Here is a 19,710-nt window from a genome sequence, read left to right as displayed (position 1 = left end):
TATAGGGAGTAATTCTGAGGTGACAAGGGGAAATTCAAAAAAACTTTTCGTTCGCTCGATTTTCCATCACAACGCGAGTTTTACGCGCTATTTGCGCGCCATTTGTGCGATTTCCCGAGCAAACCGGGATACCTGTTGCCAGTCGGTATAGACCACTTCTTTGCGGGTATCCGTTTCCCCCCCGGTCATTTTCATAATCAGGCGGATCATAAACCGATCGTACCAGCTGTAGCGCGGGTAGCGCAGCGCGCCGGCAAATACCGCGCAGCTCTGCGGCTGCCACGGCGAGTTCAGCAGAAACTTACGCGTATAGCTGTTGGTCTGCGGCGTGCGCTTCTCGGGTTTACGCGCCACCAGGTTAACAGAGAAGAATGCTCCCGGCAGCGCCTGCAATGATGCCAGATGCTTTTTCACAAAGCGGTCCACCGCCGGATGAAAGTGCCCGTAGCGAATCGACGCGCCGATGACCACCCGATCGTAGTGATGCCATTCGACGACATCGGTACGGTTCAGGTTCAAGGTGTCCGCGTCGATGCCCAGCTCTTTCAGCTCGGAGGCCAGAAACGAAGCGATTTCACGGGTCTGCCCGTCGCGGGTGGAGAAGAGTATTAAAGTTTTCACGAGCACTCCTGTTATTCGCGCCAGAAAGTGGGAGTAAAGAGCACCAGTAAGGTGAACACTTCCAGACGACCAAACAGCATATTAGCAATCAGGATCCATTTCGCGACCGGGTTCATAGTGGCAAAGTTGTCCGCGACAACGCCAAGCCCAGGCCCGAGGTTGTTCAACGTCGCCACCACGGAGGCGAAGGCAGAGAAATCATCCACCCCGGTGGCGATAATAGCCAACATACTAATGATAAAGACCAGCGCATAGGCGGAGAAGAACCCCCACACGGCTTCAAGAATACGTTCCGGCAAGGCGCGGTTACCTAACTTGATGCTATAAACCGCATTCGGGTGTACCAGACGCTTAAGCTCACGGTTGCCCTGCTTAAACAGCAACAGGATACGGATCACCTTTAAGCCACCGCCCGTGGAACCGGCACAGCCGCCGATAAATGCGGAGCAGAGCAGCAACACCGGCAGGAATAGCGGCCAGCGCGCAATGCTATCGGTAGTGAATCCCGCGGTGGTCGCCATCGACACCACCTGGAAAAATGCCTGATTCAGCGTCGTCAGCACCGACCCATACACGTTATGGAGCCATAGCACCAGCGTACAGATGATGACCAGCGTCAACTGGACGCCAATGAACATGCGAAATTCTGGGTCGCGCCAGTACACCTTCAGGCTGCGTCCGCTCAATAACGAAAAATGCAGACCGTAGTTACAGCCAGAGATCAGCAAAAAGATCGCGATGATAGAGTTAATCATCGGGCTATTGAAATAGCCGACGCTGGCATCGTGAGTCGAGAAACCGCCGATGGCGATAGTGGCAAAGCTGTGCCCAATCGCATCGAACGCCGGCATACCGGCAAACCAGAGCGCCAATGCGCAGGCTATCGTCAATAACACATAGATAAGCCACAGCGTCTTCGCCGTCTCGGCGATACGCGGGCGCATCTTGTTGTCTTTCAACGGACCGGGCATTTCCGCGCGGTAGAGCTGCATCCCCCCTACGCCGAGGATAGGCAGAATCGCCACCGCCAGCACAATGATCCCCATGCCGCCGAACCATTGCAGCATCTGCCGGTAAAAGAGGATTGCATGAGGTAATGAGTCCAAACCAACCAGGGTGGTCGCTCCGGTCGTCGTCAGGCCGGAAAATGACTCGAAGAAGGCATCGGTCACCGTCAGGTTCGGCTGCTCGGCGAAAATAAAGGGCAAGGCCCCCACGCTCCCCAGCACGGTCCAGAACAGCACCACAATCAGAAACCCTTCGCGGGATTTCAGTTCGCCTTTTTGTTTACGATTCGGCCACCACAGCATGGAGCCAATCGCCAGCGCAACAAAAAAGGTTTGCGTGAAGGCCCGCCCCGCGCCATCGCGATATATCAGGGCCACTAATCCCGGAACGATCATCGTCCCCGAAAATAAGATGACCAACAGTCCAACGATTCGGGTTATGGCGCGAAAATGCATCTCTGGCGCTTCCTTTGATAGGCAAAAAAACAGAGGGGATTATTCGTCAATCTTCAGTAATTGCAATGAACCGCGACTAAAATCAGCCAGTTTTGCTGAAAAAGCCGCCACTTCGGCCCGGGGAAGCGCCACGCGCAGCCGAACCGACGCCAGATATTCGCTTTCGACTACCTTCCCGGAGAATTGGGCGAGCAGCGCTTCGATACCGGCCAGTTGCCCATACTCACATTGCAAAGTATATGCTGTTAACGGTGTCTTGCGCTGCGTCGTCAGCTGCGCCAGCGCCTGATGAACACCGCCGCCATAGGCTTTCACCAGGCCGCCAGTGCCCAGCAGGATACCACCGTAGTAGCGCACGACGACAGCGGTTATCTCACCCACGCCGCACCCCATCAGTTGCGCCAGCATCGGTTTACCCGCCGTCCCCGCCGGTTCGCCATCGTCAGAAAACCCCAGCTGTTGCGAATCATCAGGCGGCCCGGCGACCCACGCCACGCAGTGGTGGCGGGCATCAGGGTGATCCGCTCTGACGGACTCGACAAACGCTTTTGCCGCCGCCACGCCGTCGGTATGCGCCAACAGCGTGATAAAACGGCTTTTTTTAATCTCCTCAACGACGGTAACCGGCGCCGCCGGGATTAACCAGCTTTCCATTACGCCAGCTTCAGATCGCGCGTCATATTTTCAATGCTGTTTTCGTGAACCACCACGTTATCTTCGATACGGATCCCGCCAAACGGCTTCATGGCGTCAATTTTCTGCCAGTTGAAGTGCTTGCTGAACGGGCCTTCACGCCACGGCGCCAGTAACGACTCGATGAAGTAGATGCCGGGTTCAATAGTCAGCACCATGCGCGGCTCGATAATACGGGTGCAGCGCAGATACGGGTATTTCGACGGCGCCGCCAGATGCGTACCGGTGTCATCCTGCATAAAGCCAGCGACATCATGGACCTGCAGACCCAGCGGATGGCCAATCCCGTGCGGCATAAACGGCCCGGTCAGGTCATTCTCCACCATCGCCTCTTCGCTTATGTCGGTAACCAACTGGTGTTTACGCAGTAGCTTTGCGATGCGCTGATGGAACTGGATATGGTAATCAACATAACGAGTCCCGGCCTTCATGGTGCTAATCAGCGCCAGCTGCTCGTCATTAACGTCTTTGATCAGATGGGCAAAGTCGTTGTCGCCGTGCGCCGCCCAGGTTCGCGTCAGATCCGCGGCATAGCCGTTATATTCTGCGCCAGCGTCGAGCAGGAAGCTGCGCATCTCCGCCGGGGCGCGATGATCCAGTTTGGTGTAGTGCAGGACGGAGGCATGCTCATTCAGCGCGACAATGTTGCTGTAAGGCACGTCGGTATCGCGGTGACCAGTGGCGGTGAGATAGGCCTGGTTGATATCGAATTCGCTCATCCCGGACTGGAAAGCTTCATAGGCCGCGCGATGACCATTGACCGCCGATTTCTGCGCTTCACGCATACAGGCCAGCTCGTAATCCGTTTTGTAAGCCCGATAGTAGTGCAGGTAATCGATAACCCCTTTCGGGTTGATCTTATCCGCAGCGATACCCAGCCCCAGCGCGCGCTCCGGTACCGGCCCAATATAACCGATATTACCGCGAGCGGCAGGTAGCTGGCTGCCGATGCCATCGGCCTTCGGCAGAGCAATGACGTCAACTTCTTCGGTCCAGAATGCGGTCGGTAGCGGCTCGACGTTGTGCCAGTAATCGACCGGCAGATAGAACCACAGCTTCGGTTTGTTAACGCCATCCACCAGCAGCCAGCAGTTAGGCACCTGCGTCACTGGCACCCAGGCTTTGAACTGCGGATTGACCTTGAACGGGTACGGGTGGTCGTCAAGGAAGACGTTAACCAGCTCACCGGAGTGAATCAGCAGCGCATCCATCTGAAAACGGGCCAGCACGTCGCGGGTACGTTCTTGTAGGGTAACAATATGATTTTTATAGAGCGCGGACAGGGATTCCATCTTTCATCCTTTGCTTTTATGGGATCGTGATACTCCGCATCTTAGCACATCACCCTGCGTGCGGGTGATTTCCGCCGGATGTGATCCGACCAGCAATTATTTAAAGAGTAATTTGCAATTCTTTAACATAAATTCCACACTCCGTTTCATCTGGTATGACCAGATCATATTGCTGGATTCAGGAGACTGACATGCTCTACAAAGGCGACACCCTGTACCTCGACTGGCTGGAAGATGGCATCGCCGAACTGGTGTTCGATGCCCCAGGTTCGGTCAACAAGCTTGATACCGCAACCGTAGCCAGCCTCGGTCACGCGCTGGACGTACTGGAAAAACAAAACGATCTCAAAGGTCTGCTGCTGCGCTCTGAAAAAGCGGCGTTTATCGTCGGCGCGGATATCACCGAATTCCTCTCGCTGTTCCTGGTCCCTGAGGAGCAGTTAAGCCAGTGGTTGCATTTTGCTAACAGCGTTTTCAATCGTCTGGAAGATCTTCCCGTCCCGACGATCTCTGCCGTCAATGGTTACGCGCTGGGCGGCGGTTGTGAATGCGTCCTGGCGACCGATTACCGCCTGGCGACGCCGGATCTGCGTATCGGTCTGCCGGAAACCAAGCTTGGCATTATGCCGGGCTTCGGCGGTTCTGTGCGTCTGCCACGCTTGCTCGGCGCCGATAGCGCGCTGGAAATTATTGCCGCCGGGAAAGACGTCGGCGCCGATCAGGCGCTGAAAATCGGCCTGGTGGATGGTGTGGTCGCAGCGGAAAAACTGCGTGACGGCGCGCTGGCGATCCTGCGTCAGGCGATTAATGGCGATCTGGACTGGAAAGCAAAACGTCAGCCGAAACTAGAGCCGCTGAAGCTCAGCAAAATTGAAGCTACCATGAGCTTCACGATTGCCAAAGGCATGGTCTCGCAAACGGCCGGGAAACATTACCCGGCGCCGATCACCGCGGTGAAAACCATTGAAGCCGCCGCACGTCTTGGTCGTGAAGAAGCCCTGGTGCTGGAAAATAAAAGCTTTGTCCCGCTGGCCCATACCAATGAGGCCCGCGCGCTGGTTGGTATCTTCCTGAACGACCAGTACGTCAAAGCGAAAGCGAAAAAGTTGACCAAAGATGTCGAGACGCCGAAGCATGCTGCTGTCCTGGGCGCTGGCATTATGGGCGGCGGTATCGCATACCAGTCGGCCTGGAAAGGCGTGCCGGTGGTGATGAAAGACATTAGCGACAAATCGCTGACCCTGGGCATGACCGAAGCGGCGAAACTGCTGAATAAACAGCTGGAACGCGGCAAAATCGACGGTCTGAAGCTGGCCGGAGTGATCAGCACCATTCAGCCAACCCTGGAATACAGCGGTTTTGATCGCGTCGACGTGGTTGTTGAAGCGGTGGTCGAAAACCCGAAAGTGAAGAAAGCGGTGCTGGCCGAAACCGAGGCAAAAGTGCGCCCGGATACCGTGCTGGCATCCAACACCTCAACAATCCCCATCAGCGAACTGGCCAGCGTTCTGCAACGCCCGGAAAACTTCTGCGGTATGCACTTCTTTAACCCGGTGCATCGCATGCCGCTGGTTGAAGTGATCCGCGGCGAAAAAACCTCGGATAAGACCATTGCCAAAGTTGTGGCCTGGGCCAGCAAAATGGGCAAGACGCCAATCGTGGTGAATGATTGTCCCGGCTTCTTCGTCAACCGCGTGCTGTTCCCCTACTTCGCCGGCTTCAGCCAGCTGCTGCGCGACGGGGCGGATTTCCGCAAGGTCGACAAAGTGATGGAAAAACAGTTTGGCTGGCCAATGGGCCCGGCCTATCTGCTGGATGTTGTCGGCATCGATACCGCCCACCATGCTCAGGCCGTGATGGCGGCGGGCTTCCCGCAGCGGATGCAGAAAGATTATCGCGACGCCATCGACGCCCTGTTTGACGCCAACCGTTTCGGCCAGAAGAACGGCCTCGGTTTCTGGCGTTATAAAGAAGACAGCAAAGGTAAGCCGAAGAAAGAAGAAGACGCTGCCGTCGACAGCCTGCTGGCCGACGTCAGCCAGCCGAAGCGCGATTTCAGCGATGAAGAGATTATCGCCCGCATGATGATCCCGATGGTTAACGAAGTCGTCCGCTGCCTGGAAGAAGGCATTATCGCCAGCCCGGCGGAAGCGGATATGGCGCTGGTATACGGCCTGGGCTTCCCTCCGTTCCACGGCGGCGCATTCCGCTGGCTGGACACCATCGGCAGCGCGAAGTATCTCGATATGGCACAGCAATACCAGCACCTTGGCCCGCTGTATGAAGTGCCAGCCGGTCTGCGTGACAAAGCGCGCCATAACGAAGCGTATTATCCCCAGGTAGAGCCAGCCCGTCCGGTTGGCGCTCTGAAAACGGCTTAAGGAGTCACAATGGAACAGGTTGTCATTGTCGATGCAATTCGCACCCCGATGGGCCGTTCGAAGGGCGGCGCCTTTCGCAACGTGCGTGCGGAAGACCTCTCCGCGCACCTGATGCGTAGCCTGCTTTCGCGTAACCCGTCGCTTGAGGCGAGCGCGATTGACGATATTTACTGGGGCTGCGTGCAACAAACGCTGGAGCAGGGTTTCAACATTGCGCGTAACGCCGCGCTGCTGGCAGAAATCCCGCACTCGGTACCGGCGACGACGGTTAACCGTCTGTGCGGTTCCTCCATGCAGGCGCTGCACGATGCGGCCCGTATGATCATGACCGGCGATGCCAGCGTCTGCCTGATTGGCGGCGTTGAGCACATGGGCCATGTGCCAATGAGCCACGGTGTCGATTTCCATCCGGGCCTCAGCCGTAATGTGGCGAAAGCCGCCGGCATGATGGGGCTGACCGCGGAAATGCTGGCGCGTCTGCACGGCATCAGCCGCGAAATGCAGGATCAGTTCGCCGCACGCTCTCACGCTCGCGCCTGGGCGGCGACGCAATCAGGCGCCTTCAAAGCCGAGATTATCCCGACCGGTGGCCACGATGCCGATGGCGTACTGAAGTCTTTTAACTATGACGAAGTGATCCGCCCGGAAACCACCGTTGAAGCGCTGGCGGCGCTGAGACCGGCATTTGATCCGGTGACCGGCACGGTAACGGCAGGTACCTCTTCCGCCCTTTCCGACGGCGCGGCGGCAATGCTGCTGATGAGCGAAAGCCGCGCCCGCGAGCTGGGGCTGAAGCCGCGCGCTCGCGTCCGTTCGATGGCGGTGGTCGGCTGCGATCCGTCCATTATGGGTTATGGCCCGGTTCCGGCCTCAAAGCTGGCGCTGAAAAAAGCGGGCTTATCCACCAGCGATATCGACGTCTTTGAAATGAATGAAGCGTTTGCCGCGCAGATCCTGCCGTGTATTAAAGATCTGGGCTTAATGGAGCAGATTGACGAGAAGATCAACCTCAACGGCGGCGCGATCGCGCTCGGACATCCGCTGGGCTGCTCCGGGGCGCGCATTAGCACCACGTTGATCAATCAGATGGAACGCAAAGACGCTCAGTTCGGTCTGGCGACCATGTGTATCGGTTTAGGTCAGGGTATTGCCACTGTGTTTGAGCGGATTTAATCGAAGGGTTATCTCAACGCCATTGCGACCAGAAGCAGGCAGCAATGGCGAAGAGAGCAGGTTTAGTTGCCGTTCTTCCCGCCTGTCAGGGGCGGGTTTTTTATTTTCAGATAAAGGCAAACGCGTCGCCAAACAGGCGATCTTCGCGCGCGCCGCGTTCGTTGCAGAACAGGTCGCGGGCAATCTTGGCCATCTCAAAACGACCGGCAATGTAGATATCATGCTCGGCCAGCGTGCCGTAATCCTGCAGCACGGCAGTCAGTACCGTACCGGAACGACCGCGCCACCCTTCTTCCGGTTGCTCGACCACCGGCTCGATGCGCAGATTCGGATGTTTGATACTTAACGCTTCCAGCTCGGCCAGATCGTACAGATGCTTAGCCTCGCGGCCGCCCCAATAAATGGCGATATCGCGATCCGGGTTACGCGCCAGTGCGGTTAACAGAATAGAACGCACATAAGAGAAACCGGTGCCGCCGGCGATCAGAATCAGCGGGCGATCTTCGTCATCGCGCAGCCACGCTTCGCCATGCGGAATATCAACCTCAATTTCACGCTCTTTCAGAATGCGATCCATCACCGCCATCGCATACAGATTAAGTTCAGAAGCACCGATATGCAGCTCGATAAACTCGTGCTCTGACGGCGTGGAAGCCATAGAGAACGGACGCTTATCGCGCTCGTCCATTACCACCATCAGATACTGGCCAGCGCGGAAAGAGAATGCCGCTTCCGGTACTAATCGAACGCGATACACGGTATCGGTAATCGCCTCCACTGAGGTCACTTTACAGCTTAAGGTTGTCATGCGTCCCCTCTGTCGGGTCTATAGAGCAAAACAGCGGCGTTAGCCCCGCTTACTGTTATTTAAAGATGGCCAGTTCATCCCAGATGGCGTCGATGCGCGCCGTCACCTGAGGATCTTTTTTGATTGGACGACCCCATTCACGCTGGGTTTCGCCAGGCCATTTATTTGTGGCATCCAGCCCCATTTTTGAACCCAGGCCGGAAACCGGCGAGGCAAAATCCAGATAATCTATTGGCGTATTTTCTACCAGTACCGTATCACGAGCCGGGTCCATACGGGTAGTAATCGCCCAAATCACGTCGTTCCAGTCGCGTGCGTTGACGTCGTCATCGCATACGATCACGAATTTGGTATACATGAACTGGCGCAGGAATGACCAGACGCCCATCATCACGCGCTTGGCATGGCCCGCGTACTGTTTTTTCATGGTCACCACCGCCAGGCGATAGGAACACCCTTCCGGCGGCAGATAAAAGTCGACGATTTCCGGGAACTGCTTTTGCAGAATCGGCACAAAGACTTCGTTCAGCGCCACGCCCAGCACCGCAGGTTCATCCGGCGGACGACCGGTATAGGTCGAATGATAAATCGCGTCTTCGCGCTGGGTAATGTGGGTTACCGTAAACACCGGGAAGCTATCCACTTCATTGTAGTAGCCAGTATGATCGCCATACGGGCCTTCCGGCGCCATCTCCCCGGCTTCAATGTAACCTTCGAGCACAATTTCCGCGCTGGCCGGCACTTCAAGGTCATTGGAAACGCACTTCACCACTTCGGTCTTGGTGCCGCGCAGCAAGCCTGCGAAAGCATATTCCGACAGGGTATCGGGCACCGGCGTCACCGCGCCAAGTATGGTCGCCGGATCGGCGCCAAGCGCCACGGAAACCGGGAAGCGCTCGCCGGGATGCGCCGCGCACCACTCCTGGAAATCGAGCGCGCCGCCGCGGTGGGATAACCAACGCATGATGAGTTTATTTTTACCGATCAGCTGCTGGCGATAAATTCCCAGGTTCTGCCGCTCTTTGTGCGGCCCGCGGGTCACCGTCAGCCCCCAGGTGATCAGCGGCGCGGCATCTTCCGGCCAGCAGGTCATAATCGGGATTTTATTCAGGTCGACGTCATCGCCCTGGATGATTTTTTGTTGGCAGGGCGCACCGCGCAGGCGTTTGGTCGGCATATTCAGCACTTGCTTGAACTGCGGCAGCTTATCAAACAGATCGCGGAAGCCTTTTGGCGGCTCCGGCTCTTTCAGAAAGGCCAATAGCTTCCCGACTTCCCGTAGCGAACTGACGTCTTCCTGGCCCATCCCTAGCGCCACACGACGCGGCGTGCCAAACAGATTGCACAGCACCGGCATTGAGTAGCCTTTCGGGTTTTCAAACAGCAGCGCCGGGCCACCGGCACGCAGGGTCCGGTCGGCAATTTCGGTGATTTCCAGGTGAGGATCGACCGGCAGAGTGATACGTTTTAGTTCGCCCTGTTGTTCCAGGAGTGTCAGAAAGTCGCGAAGATCGTGGTATTTCATGAAAGTGTTATTGACCTCTCTACAGGCGGCTAATTATACGGTGTTCGACGGCGCGATGCTGTAATTTTGTTAAATTAGCGTGAAAGAACGCTGAAATTTGGATTTCAATTATAATGGCTTTCGCGATTACACCAGCCATTTGTTATGCTTGCCGTTATTAGAAGTGGAATGAGTCATTATGCAAGCCTGGTACTTACTGTATTGCAAACGTGGGCAGCTACAACGAGCCCAGGAACATCTGGAACGTCAGTCAGTTAACTGCCTGATGCCGACGATTGCGCTGGAAAAAATCATTCGCGGTAAACGCACCATGGTCAGCGAACCGCTGTTCCCGAACTACCTGTTTATTGAGTTCGATCCAGAGGTGATTCATACCACTACCATCAGCGCCACCCGCGGGGTTAACAACTTCGTGCGCTTTGGCGCCCTGCCCGCTGTCGTTCCCTCGGCGGTGATTCATCAGCTCTCTATCTACAAACCAGAAGGCATTACCGACCCGGAAACGCCGCATGAGGGCGATAGCGTGCTAATCACCGACGGCGCGTTCGAAGGCTTACAGGCTATCTTCACCGAGCCGGACGGCGAAGCTCGTTCTATGTTGCTGTTAAACCTGCTGAATAAGCAAGTCCTGCAGAGCGTTAAAAATACCGACTTCCAGAAAATCTAAACGCCGTTAACGTCGATGCCAAACAGCGTCCTGACGTTTGCGTCCGTTTGCGCCTCCAGCCATTGCGTCTCTTCGCCCCGCCAGCTCGCGACGCTGGCCAGGATATGCGGCAAATACGCGGGCTCGTTACGCCGCGAGGCCGGTCTCGGCTTGAGGTCGCGAGGCAGCAGATAAGGCGCATCGGTCTCCAGCAGCAGACGTTCCGCCGGGATCGCCGGCAGCAGCTCGCGCAGCTCCAGTCCCCGCCGCTCATCGCATACCCAACCGGTAATACCGATAAACAGGCCCAGATCCAGGCATTCCTGCACCTCGCTGCGGCTGCCGGTAAAGCAGTGCAGCACCGCGCCCGGGATCTTCTCAAGCCAGGGTTTAAGCAACGCCAGAAACCGGTCGTGGGCGTCGCGGCAGTGTAAAAACACCGGCATCGACAGCTCAGCGGCCAGCGCCAGTTGGGCGCTGAACGCTGCCTCCTGCTCCTGCGGCGTGGAGAAATTACGGTTGAAATCCAGACCGCACTCACCTATCGCCACCACCTGTGGCTCGCGGGCGAGGGTATAAATCGCCTCGGCGACCGCTGGCGACCAGCTGCTGCCGTCATGGGGATGAACCCCTGCCGTGGACCAGCAACCGGAATAATGGCTCGCCATTCTCTGGGCCTGCTGGCTCTCCGGCAAATTTGTGCCGGTCAGCAGCATGCCGTGAACCCCCGCCGCCCGGGCGCGCGCCACCACCTCATCATGGTCGCGGGAAAACTGCGAACTGGTGAGATTAACGCCGATATCAAACATGATCGCTCCCATATGCCAACCGCCCTGACGGGCGGTTGGCGGTATTACTCTTCTCTGTGCTCCGCGGCTTCAGCTTCGGCCGCAGCGTCGTCATCACGCGTCAGGCGCTTCCCGGTGTAGAAGCGGGCGAAGAACACCCCGACTTCAAACAGACAGTACATCGGAATGGCCAGCAGCGTCTGCGAGAATACGTCCGGCGGTGTCAGCAGCATACCCACCACGAAGGCGCCCACCAGCACATACGGCCGTTTTTTGCGCAGCTCTTCCGGCGTGGTAACGCCCATCCAGCAGAGCAGCACAATGGCGACCGGTACCTCAAAAGAGACCCCGAAAGCCATAAACAGCGCCATCACGAAGTCGAGATAGCTGCGGATATCGGTCGAGACCAGCACCCCCTCTGGGGCAGCATGGGTCAGGAAGCCGAACGCCAGCGGAAACACGACAAAATAAGCGAAAGCCATGCCGATATAGAACAGCAGCGTACTGGATACCAGTAAAGGCACCACCAGCCGGCGCTCGTGCTTATACAGCGCCGGCGCGACGAAGGCCCATACCTGGTAAAGAATAATCGGCACTGACAGGATCACCGACACCATGAAGGTCAGCTTTATCGGCGTAAAGAAAGGTGAAGCGACATCAGTAGCGATCATCGTCGCGCCCACCGGCATCTTGCTGATAAGCGGGGCCGAGACCAGCTGGTAGATATCATTGGCGAAATAGACCAGCGCCAGGAAGATCACCAGAATAGCAATGATGCTGTTGAGCAGACGCTTGCGCAGCTCAATCAGATGCGAAATTAGCGGTTGTGTATCGTCTACGCCCATGTTTACGGTTTATCACTCGATGCGGGGGAAGAATGAGGGGCTGCCGCCGTAGCGGATGTTTTCTCTGCCGGAAGTTCAGCCGGTGAAGCGGGTTGCTCATCGACGACGGGACCCGGCGCATGAGCCGGAGCGCTGGCCTGATGTTCTGCCGTCGCCGGCGTGACGTCCTGGCGCTGCGCTTCACTGCCTTTCACCACCGGATTAAGGATGGTATTGGCTTCGTCGCTGGCCTTTTCAGGATCGTGGGCGCTATAGGAGCGCTTCATCGACTCCGCGGCCTCGCGCAGTTCATCCATGGAGGCTTTCAGCTCAGGCGTCAGGTTATTCAGGCTGGCCTTTTCCACCTTCTTGAGGCTCTCCTGGAACTCCTGCAGTTTTAGCTCCTGGGCCAGCTCATTTTGTACCGTGGTCGCCAGCGAGCGTAGCGTACGGATCCAGCCAACCACCGTTTTAACCGCGACGGGAAGCCGCTGTGGCCCCAGAACAATGAGGCCAATCACAAACACCAGCAGTAGTTCACTAAAACCAATATCGAACACGAGTTACACCTGCTCTTTGTCGTGGCGTTTTGTCTCGTCTTTTTTTGCATCATCCTGTTTATCGGCGATGGTTTTCGCCGTGAAATCTGCGTCTGGCGCCGACTTTTCGGGTTTATCATCATCACTCATGGCTTTTTTAAAGCCTTTGATAGATGCCCCTAAGTCTGACCCCAGTGAGCTCAGCTTCTTCGTCCCAAAAAGCAGAACTACGATGACGACAACAATTAATAACTGCCAAATACTGATACCACCCATACACGTTCCCCTATGACAGATGATGAATTATGTGGACGCATTATACACGCCATCCTGCGAGCCGCCTCTTCGTCAGGCCGCCGGCATGATTTTGCGCAAATAAGCCTGCGTCATGAAGAGGCGAACCGATCAGTGGGTTTTCCGCCAGCCAATCAGCCAGGTCACCACACCGCCGGCCATCAACCAGCCGGGCATCATTCCCCACTCAGGGCGATGGATAAAGAGCAGCGTACCACTGAGCAATAAAACCGCGCCTATACCAAACAGATAACGGGATTGGCCCTGGCGCACATGACGCACATGCATATCCCGCACGATGGTATCGACGCTGGTCTGCAGCTGTTTGCTCTGCTGCAGGCTCTGATACACCAGCTCAGGTATTTCAGGCATTCTTTCGATCCAGAACGGCGCTTTGTCTTTAAACGCGCGCACCAGCGCCGGAATGCCGACCTGATCTTTGATCCACGACTCGAGGAAAGGCTTCGCCGTTTTCCACAAGTCTAACTGAGGATAGAGCTGCCGGCCTACCCCTTCTACGTAAAGTAATGTCTTCTGTAGTAAAACGAGCTGCGGCTGGACTTCCATATTGAAACGCCGCGCGGTATTGAACAGATTAAGCAGCACGTGGCCGAAGGAGATCTCCGCCAGCGGCTTCTCAAAGATCGGCTCGCAGACCGTGCGGATCGCGAACTCAAACTCTTCGACATTCGTATCGGGCGGTACCCAACCGGAATCGACGTGCAGCTCAGCCACCTTACGATAATCGCGGTTAAAGAAGGCGATAAAGTTTTCCGCCAGATAGCGCTTATCTTCTTTGTTCAGCGAGCCGACAATACCGCAGTCGATGCCGATATACTGCGGATCTTCCGGGTGCTCGTAGCTGACGAATATGTTGCCAGGGTGCATATCGGCATGAAAGAAGCTGTCGCGGAACACCTGGGTAAAGAAGACCTGCACGCCCCGCTCCGCCAGCAGCTGCATGTTGGTCCCCTGGGCCTCCAGCGCCTCCACGTCGGACACCGGGATACCGTAGATGCGCTCCATCACCATCATGCTTTCGCTGCAGTAGTCGGGGTACACCTCCGGCACGTACAGCATCGGACTATCTTCGAAATTACGCCGCAGCTGAATGGCGTTGGCGGATTCCCGCAACAGGTTCAGCTCGTCCAGCAGCGTTTTTTCATATTCGCGAACCACCTCCTGCGGGCGCAGACGGCGGCCGTCAGGCAGCAGACGCGGTACCCAGCGCGCCAGGCGGTAGATGAGCTTCATGTCCGCTTTAATGATCGGCAAAATATCCGGGCGGATAACCTTGATCACCACCTCTTTGCCATTCTCTTTCAGACGTGCGGTATGCACCTGGGCGATGGACGCCGAGGCTAACGGCTCTACGGAGAAATCATCAAACCAGGCTTCCACCGGCAGGCCCCCCATCGCTTTCTCTATCTGCTGCTGCGCGAGCTTTCCTTCAAAGGGCGCTACGCGGTCCTGCAACAGCGCCAGCTGATCGGCAATATGCGGCGGGAAGAGATCCCGGCGGGTGGAAAGCATCTGGCCAAATTTAATCCACACCGGCCCCAGCTCCTGAAGCGCCAGGCGCAGACGAGTGCCAAGGGGTTGGTCTTGATGACGATTTGGCATCCAGAACAGCATCCGCCGCCAGATACGCAGCGGCAGCGTGAGACGAATTTTGGGGATGAGCTCATCGAGCCCGTAGCTCAAAAAGGTGTGGATGATGAAATACAGGCGCCGTAATTCTCCTGGCGTCATTTGCCCTCCAGCGTTTCCAGCCGTTTTTCCAGTGCGGCCAGCGCGCGTTCAATAGCCGTCGTTTCTTCCGCAAACCATGCCAGCTCCAGCGGCCCCGGTGCCAGTCGCCACTCTTCAGTGATCGCTTCTGCGACATAGCGCTGCTGGCGCTGCGCGCCTTTCAGTAAAAACTGAGCGCCGCCGCGGAGGACTTTGCCAACGCCTTCAGCCACGATATCGCCAGTATAAGGCGCCAGCAGTTCAGCGGGATCGAACTCCGCCAGATCGCACAGGGAGACCATATTCTGCACCACCTGCAGATCGCCCTGCACTTCCAGATCTCCGCTACGGATAAGCGCCGTGAGCTGCTGACGATTACGCAGTTTGGGCAGCACGCTGAGCCGGGTAATCACAGTGCAGTCGGCCTCTCCCTCCCAGGCGCTCAGGACATCAACCTGGCGTTCGCTGAACGCCAGTACGATCGGGGTGGAGAAGTCCTGCAGTTGAACTCGCAATACCTTACCCAGCAGGCGCTGACGAGCGGGTTTTAGCGCCTTGTCACGCCAGAGAAAAGTATTCAGCGCCGTCTCAATGCTAGCGGTCACCAGGGGTGTGAAAGGCATAGCGTCCCTCCTGTCAGAACTTGTAACCGCGATGCAAGGCAACGATACCCGCCGTCAGGTTGTGGTAGTCGACACTTTCAAAACCTGCATCCTGCATCATCCCTTTCAGGGTTTCCTGATCCGGGTGCATACGGATAGATTCTGCCAGGTAGCGATAGCTGTCGCCGTCTTTTGCCACCAGTTCCCCCACCTTCGGCAGGATATGGAAGGAGTAAGCGTCGTAGGCTTTGCTCAGCGGTTCGATAATCGGTTTAGAAAACTCCAGCACCAGCAGACGTCCGCCCGGCTTCAGCACGCGGTACATCGAACGCAGCGCTTTTTCTTTATCGGTAACGTTACGCAGACCGAAAGAAATGGTGATGCAGTCAAAGGTGTTATCAGCAAACGGCAGGGCTTCCGCGTTGGCCTGAACATACTCAACGTTGCCCACGATGCCGATATTACGCAGCTTTTCGCGGCCCATTTTGAGCATGGAATCATTGATATCAGCAAGCATGACGCGGCCGGTTTCTCCTACCAGACGGGAGAACTTGGCTGTCAAATCGCCGGTCCCCCCTGCCAGATCCAGCACGGTCTGCCCGCGACGTACGCCGCTGCAGTCGATGGTGAAACGCTTCCACAAACGATGGATACCAAACGACATCAAGTCGTTCATCACATCATACTTTGCCGCGACAGAATGGAATACATGCGCCACCATGTCCTGTTTCTGCTCTTTAGCGACCGTCTGAAAGCCAAAGTGCGTCGTTTCTTGTGAATCCTCAACCATCTCTATGCCTGCTTGCTTTTCAAGAAAATGTTCACTGAGTGTATCAGATTCAGCGCATTTCCCATACGTTTCAACGTGGCGGAGCCGCCTCCCGATTATGTAACGCCTCGGCAGAGTCGGCTGAAAATGCGTCATTTTCCGGGAGGTTATCCTCGTCTTCGAGACGATATTCATCGTCCTGGGCAGTGGCTTGTTCGACTAAATCAGGATTTATCCCGCGCTTCACCTCCACCCCCAGGCCGCGAAAGGCTTCCGCCTGGGCCAGCAGATTCCCGCGCCCGGAAGCGAGCTTTTTCATCGCCTGGCGATAGTTCTCTTGCGCCTTATCCAGACTCTGGCCGATGGCGGACATATCATCCACAAACAGGCGCATTTTGTCGTAAAGGCGCCCCGCCCGCTCGGCGATCTTCTGCGCGTTGCGGCTCTGATGCTCATAGCGCCACAGATTGGCGATAGTACGCAGGGCTACCAGCAGCGTCGTCGGGCTGACCAGCATGATATTATTTTGCAACGCCTCGCTGATGAGCTCGGGCTGACGGTCGATGGCCACCAGGAACGCCGGCTCGACGGGAATAAACATCAGCACGTAGTCGAGAGAGCGCAGCCCCGGCAGTTGTTGATAATCCTTGCGTCCCAGCAGGCGAATATGGTTTCGCACCGAGGCAAGATGTTCCTGCAGCGCGACTTCGCGGGTGTAGTCGTCTTCGGCGTTGAAATAGCGCTCATAGGCGACCAGGGTCATTTTGGCGTCTATCACCACGTCCTTGCCCTGCGGCAGGCGGACAATGACGTCCGGCTGCATCCGCGAGCGGTTATCGGTCTCGATACTGACCTGGGTCTGGTACTCATAGCCTTCGCGCAGGCCGGAGGCCTCCAGCACGCGGGTTAAGACCACTTCCCCCCAGTTGCCCTGGGTTTTGTTATCACCTTTCAGCGCTTTCGTCAGGTTCAGTGCCTCCTGCGCCATCTGCGCGTTCAGCTGCTGAAGATTGCGGATCTCATGCGCCAGGGTGTGCCTTTCCCGCGCCTCCTGGCCAAAGCTCTCCTGCACCTGGCGGCGGAACCCGTCGAGCTGTTCGCGCAGCGGGGTCAGCAGACCATGCAGACTCTGGCGGTTTTGCTCATCGACGCGCCGGTTGCTGTGTTCGAAAATGCGGTTGGCGAGGTTTTCAAACTGCTCGCTCAGGCGCTGCTCGCTGTTAACCATCTGACGGATCTTATCTTCCGCATGCAGCTGGGTGGATTCGAGCCGGGTGGTGACCTCACGCAGATCGGCCTCCAGCGAGGTATTGATATCCCGCAGACTGCGCAGCTCATTGTTCAGCAGCTCGCACTCCTCACGCCAGTGGGCCTCCTGCACCAGCTGCTGACGGGCGGCGCTCAGCTCAATATCCAGCTCTCGCCGCTCCTCAATGAGATCGGCCCGGATTTGGTCGGCGCGCGCTTTGGTTGCCAGCCAGCCGACCATTAACCCGGCAGCCAGTGCGATAACCGCGCTGATAATGATTGAGAGATCCACGACGCCCCCTGCGATAACCTGATGGCACAAAATAGAATTGTGCTGTACAAACGTCCAGTTTAAAAGGGATTTCCTGCGAGGAGCAACGCAAAAAAGAAAGGCCGGAGGATCCGGCCTGACAGAGAAGGGGTTGAATTACAGCAGACGACGCGCCGCTTCCACGACGATTTTGACCGCGTGGCTTTCGGTTTGCTTCATGGTTTCGGCGTTAGGGATCTCTTGCTGGGTACGGTTCACAATAACCCCGGCGACCATCCCGGCACGCAGGCCCTGGCTGGCGCACATGGTCAGCAGCGTGGCCGATTCCATTTCATAGTTCATCACGCCCATTGCCTGCCACTCTTCCATTGAGCCCTTGAAGCGGCTCACCACGCGGCCGGAGAAGGTGTCGTAACGCTCCTGGCCTGGGTAAAAGGTATCCGAAGAGGCGGTCACGCCGATATGGGTGGTGGCACCAATAGATTTCGCCGCTTCCACCAGCGCGGTGGTGCAGGCGAAGTCTGCGACGGCCGGGAATTCCATCGGCGCGAAGTGCAGGCTGGCGCCGTCCAGGCGAACGGAAGCGGTCGTAACCAGCACATCGCCAACGTTAATGTGCGGTTGAATCGCGCCGGTGGTGCCGATACGCAGGAAGGTACGCACGCCCAGCTGCGCGAGCTCTTCCACGGCGATAGAAGTCGACGGGCCGCCGATGCCGGTGGAGCAGACGATCACCGGCTTGCCGTCCAGCTCCGCGCGCCAGGAGGTAAATTCGCGGTGGGATGCCAGCTTAACCGGCTTATCCATCAGCGCGGCGATCTTTTCCACACGCTCCGGATCGCCAGGGACGATAGCCAGCGTAGCCCCTTGTAAATCGTTCTTGGTGAGGCCGAGATGAAAAACATCAGACTTGGACATAAAAAACTCCTCTGTGGGTCGAATTATCAGCAGAAGCAAAACGGTACTGTACAGAAGCCCCTGGCAACATTTTGTGATGATAGTCACCAAGACCAATAATGATTGCAGTTGTTTTTCAGTAAATAGTGATACACATCACATTAACAAGTTATATTCATCGTCACAGAACAAAAGATAGCCGCTTTCAGGCACTGTGCTTTATTACCGCCCGAACTAAAGGTAAAGGGTCTATAGTTATTGATGCGCTAATAAATAAGGGTACGGAGAATACCATGACCACCACCAAGCAACCTGGATTCGCACCTGCAGCTTCACCACACGCCGCCACCGCCGTTCATACGCCGGAAGAGCATATTATCGCCGGAGAGACGTCTATTCCCTCTCAGGGTGAAAACATGCCGGCCTACCACGCCCGCCCGAAAAATGCCGACGGTCCGCTGCCGATCGTTATCGTGGTACAGGAAATTTTCGGCGTGCATGAGCATATTCGCGATCTTTGTCGCCGCCTGGCGCAGGAAGGCTATCTGGCTATTGCGCCTGAATTGTACTTCCGTCAGGGCGATCCGAATGAGTACCACGATATCCCGACCCTGTTCAAAGAGCTGGTTACCAAGGTGCCGGACGCGCAGGTGCTGGCGGATCTCGACCATGTCGCCAGCTGGGCGGCGCGCCACGGCGGCGATGCCCATCGTCTGCTAATCACCGGCTTCTGCTGGGGCGGACGCATTACCTGGCTGTATGCCGCGCATAACCCGCAGCTGAAGGCAGGCGTGGCCTGGTACGGCAAGCTGGTGGGAGAAAAATCGCTGAATTCACCGAAGCATCCGGTAGATATCGCGGTCGATCTCAACGCCCCGGTGCTTGGTCTGTACGGCGCTAAAGACGCCAGTATTCCACAGGACACCATCGAGACCATGCGTCAGGCGCTGCGGGCGGCCAACGCCACAGCGGAAATCGTGGTCTATCCCGAAGCCGATCATGCCTTTAACGCCGACTATCGCGCCAGCTATCATGAAGAGTCAGCCAAAGACGGATGGCAGCGAATGCTCGCGTGGTTTGCTCAGTATGGCGGTAAAAAAGCATAATCACCCAATGCATGAAAAAAGGAGGCAAATGCCTCCTTT

At 56.7% G+C, this 19,710-nt stretch carries 19 protein-coding genes; 4 read left to right on the top strand and 15 right to left on the bottom strand.

Going from position 1 to position 19,710, the window contains the following annotated elements; all coding sequences use genetic code 11:
- Positions 1–87 precede the first annotated feature (87 nt).
- From hemG to pepQ, 4 genes are read right to left on the bottom strand one after another with little or no spacing between them, the layout of a single operon-like run.
- Positions 88–621 carry a menaquinone-dependent protoporphyrinogen IX dehydrogenase gene (hemG, locus tag AS136_RS24175; protein WP_012543216.1) on the bottom strand — a complete coding sequence of 178 codons (534 nt, stop codon included), beginning with the start codon at positions 619–621 and terminating at the stop codon, positions 88–90.
- 11 nt (positions 622–632) lie between these two features.
- Entirely contained in the window at positions 633–2,084 is a 1,452-nt protein-coding gene (trkH, locus tag AS136_RS24170) for a Trk system potassium transporter TrkH (RefSeq protein ID WP_008807923.1), read from the bottom strand.
- Positions 2,085–2,123: 39 nt separating this feature from the next.
- The gene (locus AS136_RS24165; protein WP_008807924.1) at positions 2,124–2,738 is read right to left on the bottom strand and encodes an IMPACT family protein; all 615 of its coding nucleotides are present in this window, start codon (positions 2,736–2,738) and stop codon (positions 2,124–2,126) included.
- Positions 2,738–4,069, bottom strand: a complete 1,332-nt coding sequence (pepQ, locus tag AS136_RS24160; protein WP_012969182.1) for a Xaa-Pro dipeptidase — start codon at positions 4,067–4,069, stop codon at positions 2,738–2,740. Before pepQ ends, AS136_RS24165 begins: the two co-directional genes overlap by 1 nt.
- A 191-nt stretch (positions 4,070–4,260) precedes the next feature.
- Between pepQ and fadB the strand changes: the two genes are divergently transcribed.
- Together fadB and fadA are read left to right on the top strand one after the other, a co-directional pair.
- Positions 4,261–6,450 (top strand): fatty acid oxidation complex subunit alpha FadB, encoded by a 2,190-nt coding sequence (gene fadB, locus AS136_RS24155; protein WP_063267050.1) that lies wholly within the window; start codon positions 4,261–4,263, stop codon positions 6,448–6,450.
- Between the two features lie 9 nt (positions 6,451–6,459).
- Positions 6,460–7,623 carry an acetyl-CoA C-acyltransferase FadA gene (fadA, locus tag AS136_RS24150; protein ID WP_008807927.1) on the top strand — a complete coding sequence of 388 codons (1,164 nt, stop codon included), beginning with the start codon at positions 6,460–6,462 and terminating at the stop codon, positions 7,621–7,623.
- 106 nt (positions 7,624–7,729) lie between these two features.
- Here the strand turns inward: fadA and fre are convergent, their stop codons facing one another.
- On the bottom strand, positions 7,730–8,431 hold the full coding sequence (fre, locus tag AS136_RS24145; protein ID WP_008807928.1) for an NAD(P)H-flavin reductase: 702 nt from the start codon (positions 8,429–8,431) through the stop codon (positions 7,730–7,732).
- Positions 8,432–8,486: 55 nt separating this feature from the next.
- Entirely contained in the window at positions 8,487–9,956 is a 1,470-nt protein-coding gene (gene ubiD, locus AS136_RS24140; RefSeq protein ID WP_008807929.1) for a 4-hydroxy-3-polyprenylbenzoate decarboxylase, read from the bottom strand.
- A gap of 178 nt (positions 9,957–10,134) precedes the next feature.
- On the opposite strand from ubiD, the gene rfaH reads away from it, so the two are divergent.
- Positions 10,135–10,623, top strand: a complete 489-nt coding sequence (gene rfaH, locus AS136_RS24135; RefSeq protein WP_008807930.1) for a transcription/translation regulatory transformer protein RfaH — start codon at positions 10,135–10,137, stop codon at positions 10,621–10,623.
- On the opposite strand, the gene tatD is transcribed toward rfaH, so the two are convergent.
- The 9 genes from tatD to udp form a co-directional block, all read right to left on the bottom strand.
- Positions 10,620–11,423: a 3'-5' ssDNA/RNA exonuclease TatD gene (gene tatD, locus AS136_RS24130; protein ID WP_162493294.1), complete on the bottom strand. Its 804-nt coding sequence runs from the start codon at positions 11,421–11,423 to the stop codon at positions 10,620–10,622. The two genes, rfaH and tatD, sit on opposite strands and share 4 nt — an antisense overlap.
- Positions 11,424–11,455: 32 nt before the next feature.
- On the bottom strand, positions 11,456–12,235 hold the full coding sequence (gene tatC / locus AS136_RS24125; RefSeq protein ID WP_004886745.1) for a Sec-independent protein translocase subunit TatC: 780 nt from the start codon (positions 12,233–12,235) through the stop codon (positions 11,456–11,458).
- 2 nt (positions 12,236–12,237) lie between these two features.
- Positions 12,238–12,774 carry a Sec-independent protein translocase protein TatB gene (tatB, locus tag AS136_RS24120; RefSeq protein WP_023323445.1) on the bottom strand — a complete coding sequence of 179 codons (537 nt, stop codon included), beginning with the start codon at positions 12,772–12,774 and terminating at the stop codon, positions 12,238–12,240.
- Between the two features lie 3 nt (positions 12,775–12,777).
- Positions 12,778–13,029: a Sec-independent protein translocase subunit TatA gene (gene tatA, locus AS136_RS24115; protein WP_002883425.1), complete on the bottom strand. Its 252-nt coding sequence runs from the start codon at positions 13,027–13,029 to the stop codon at positions 12,778–12,780.
- Positions 13,030–13,158: 129 nt separating this feature from the next.
- Positions 13,159–14,799, bottom strand: a complete 1,641-nt coding sequence (gene ubiB, locus AS136_RS24110) for a ubiquinone biosynthesis regulatory protein kinase UbiB (RefSeq protein WP_008807933.1) — start codon at positions 14,797–14,799, stop codon at positions 13,159–13,161.
- Positions 14,796–15,401 (bottom strand): ubiquinone biosynthesis protein UbiJ, encoded by a 606-nt coding sequence (gene ubiJ / locus AS136_RS24105; RefSeq protein WP_008807934.1) that lies wholly within the window; start codon positions 15,399–15,401, stop codon positions 14,796–14,798. Before ubiJ ends, ubiB begins: the two co-directional genes overlap by 4 nt.
- A gap of 13 nt (positions 15,402–15,414) precedes the next feature.
- Positions 15,415–16,170 carry a bifunctional demethylmenaquinone methyltransferase/2-methoxy-6-polyprenyl-1,4-benzoquinol methylase UbiE gene (ubiE, locus tag AS136_RS24100; RefSeq protein WP_008807935.1) on the bottom strand — a complete coding sequence of 252 codons (756 nt, stop codon included), beginning with the start codon at positions 16,168–16,170 and terminating at the stop codon, positions 15,415–15,417.
- Positions 16,171–16,240: 70 nt separating this feature from the next.
- Positions 16,241–17,689 (bottom strand): DNA recombination protein RmuC, encoded by a 1,449-nt coding sequence (rmuC, locus tag AS136_RS24095; RefSeq protein ID WP_023323444.1) that lies wholly within the window; start codon positions 17,687–17,689, stop codon positions 16,241–16,243.
- Between the two features lie 135 nt (positions 17,690–17,824).
- The gene (udp, locus tag AS136_RS24090; RefSeq protein WP_002883419.1) at positions 17,825–18,586 is read right to left on the bottom strand and encodes a uridine phosphorylase; all 762 of its coding nucleotides are present in this window, start codon (positions 18,584–18,586) and stop codon (positions 17,825–17,827) included.
- Positions 18,587–18,858: 272 nt separating this feature from the next.
- On the opposite strand from udp, the gene AS136_RS24085 reads away from it, so the two are divergent.
- Positions 18,859–19,671 carry a dienelactone hydrolase family protein gene (locus AS136_RS24085; protein ID WP_008807937.1) on the top strand — a complete coding sequence of 271 codons (813 nt, stop codon included), beginning with the start codon at positions 18,859–18,861 and terminating at the stop codon, positions 19,669–19,671.
- Positions 19,672–19,710 lie beyond the last annotated feature (39 nt).

Origin of the sequence: Klebsiella sp. D5A (genome assembly GCF_001620885.1) — a bacterium.
GTDB classification, from domain to species: domain Bacteria; phylum Pseudomonadota; class Gammaproteobacteria; order Enterobacterales; family Enterobacteriaceae; genus Klebsiella; species Klebsiella variicola.
Note: the sequence above shows the minus strand (reverse complement) of the source record. Positions and strands in the feature narration are given on the sequence as shown.

Coding starts and splice junctions, on each gene's coding strand:
- trkH (WP_008807923.1), bottom strand. CDS start 2,084: ATGCATTTTCGCGCCATAACCCGAATCGTTGGACTGTTGGTCATCTTA.
- AS136_RS24165 (WP_008807924.1), bottom strand. CDS start 2,738: ATGGAAAGCTGGTTAATCCCGGCGGCGCCGGTTACCGTCGTTGAGGAG.
- pepQ (WP_012969182.1), bottom strand. CDS start 4,069: ATGGAATCCCTGTCCGCGCTCTATAAAAATCATATTGTTACCCTACAA.
- fadB (WP_063267050.1), top strand. CDS start 4,261: ATGCTCTACAAAGGCGACACCCTGTACCTCGACTGGCTGGAAGATGGC.
- fadA (WP_008807927.1), top strand. CDS start 6,460: ATGGAACAGGTTGTCATTGTCGATGCAATTCGCACCCCGATGGGCCGT.
- fre (WP_008807928.1), bottom strand. CDS start 8,431: ATGACAACCTTAAGCTGTAAAGTGACCTCAGTGGAGGCGATTACCGAT.
- ubiD (WP_008807929.1), bottom strand. CDS start 9,956: ATGAAATACCACGATCTTCGCGACTTTCTGACACTCCTGGAACAACAG.
- rfaH (WP_008807930.1), top strand. CDS start 10,135: ATGCAAGCCTGGTACTTACTGTATTGCAAACGTGGGCAGCTACAACGA.
- tatD (WP_162493294.1), bottom strand. CDS start 11,423: ATGGGAGCGATCATGTTTGATATCGGCGTTAATCTCACCAGTTCGCAG.
- tatC (WP_004886745.1), bottom strand. CDS start 12,235: ATGGGCGTAGACGATACACAACCGCTAATTTCGCATCTGATTGAGCTG.
- tatA (WP_002883425.1), bottom strand. CDS start 13,029: ATGGGTGGTATCAGTATTTGGCAGTTATTAATTGTTGTCGTCATCGTA.
- ubiB (WP_008807933.1), bottom strand. CDS start 14,799: ATGACGCCAGGAGAATTACGGCGCCTGTATTTCATCATCCACACCTTT.
- ubiJ (WP_008807934.1), bottom strand. CDS start 15,401: ATGCCTTTCACACCCCTGGTGACCGCTAGCATTGAGACGGCGCTGAAT.
- ubiE (WP_008807935.1), bottom strand. CDS start 16,170: ATGGTTGAGGATTCACAAGAAACGACGCACTTTGGCTTTCAGACGGTC.
- udp (WP_002883419.1), bottom strand. CDS start 18,586: ATGTCCAAGTCTGATGTTTTTCATCTCGGCCTCACCAAGAACGATTTA.
- AS136_RS24085 (WP_008807937.1), top strand. CDS start 18,859: ATGACCACCACCAAGCAACCTGGATTCGCACCTGCAGCTTCACCACAC.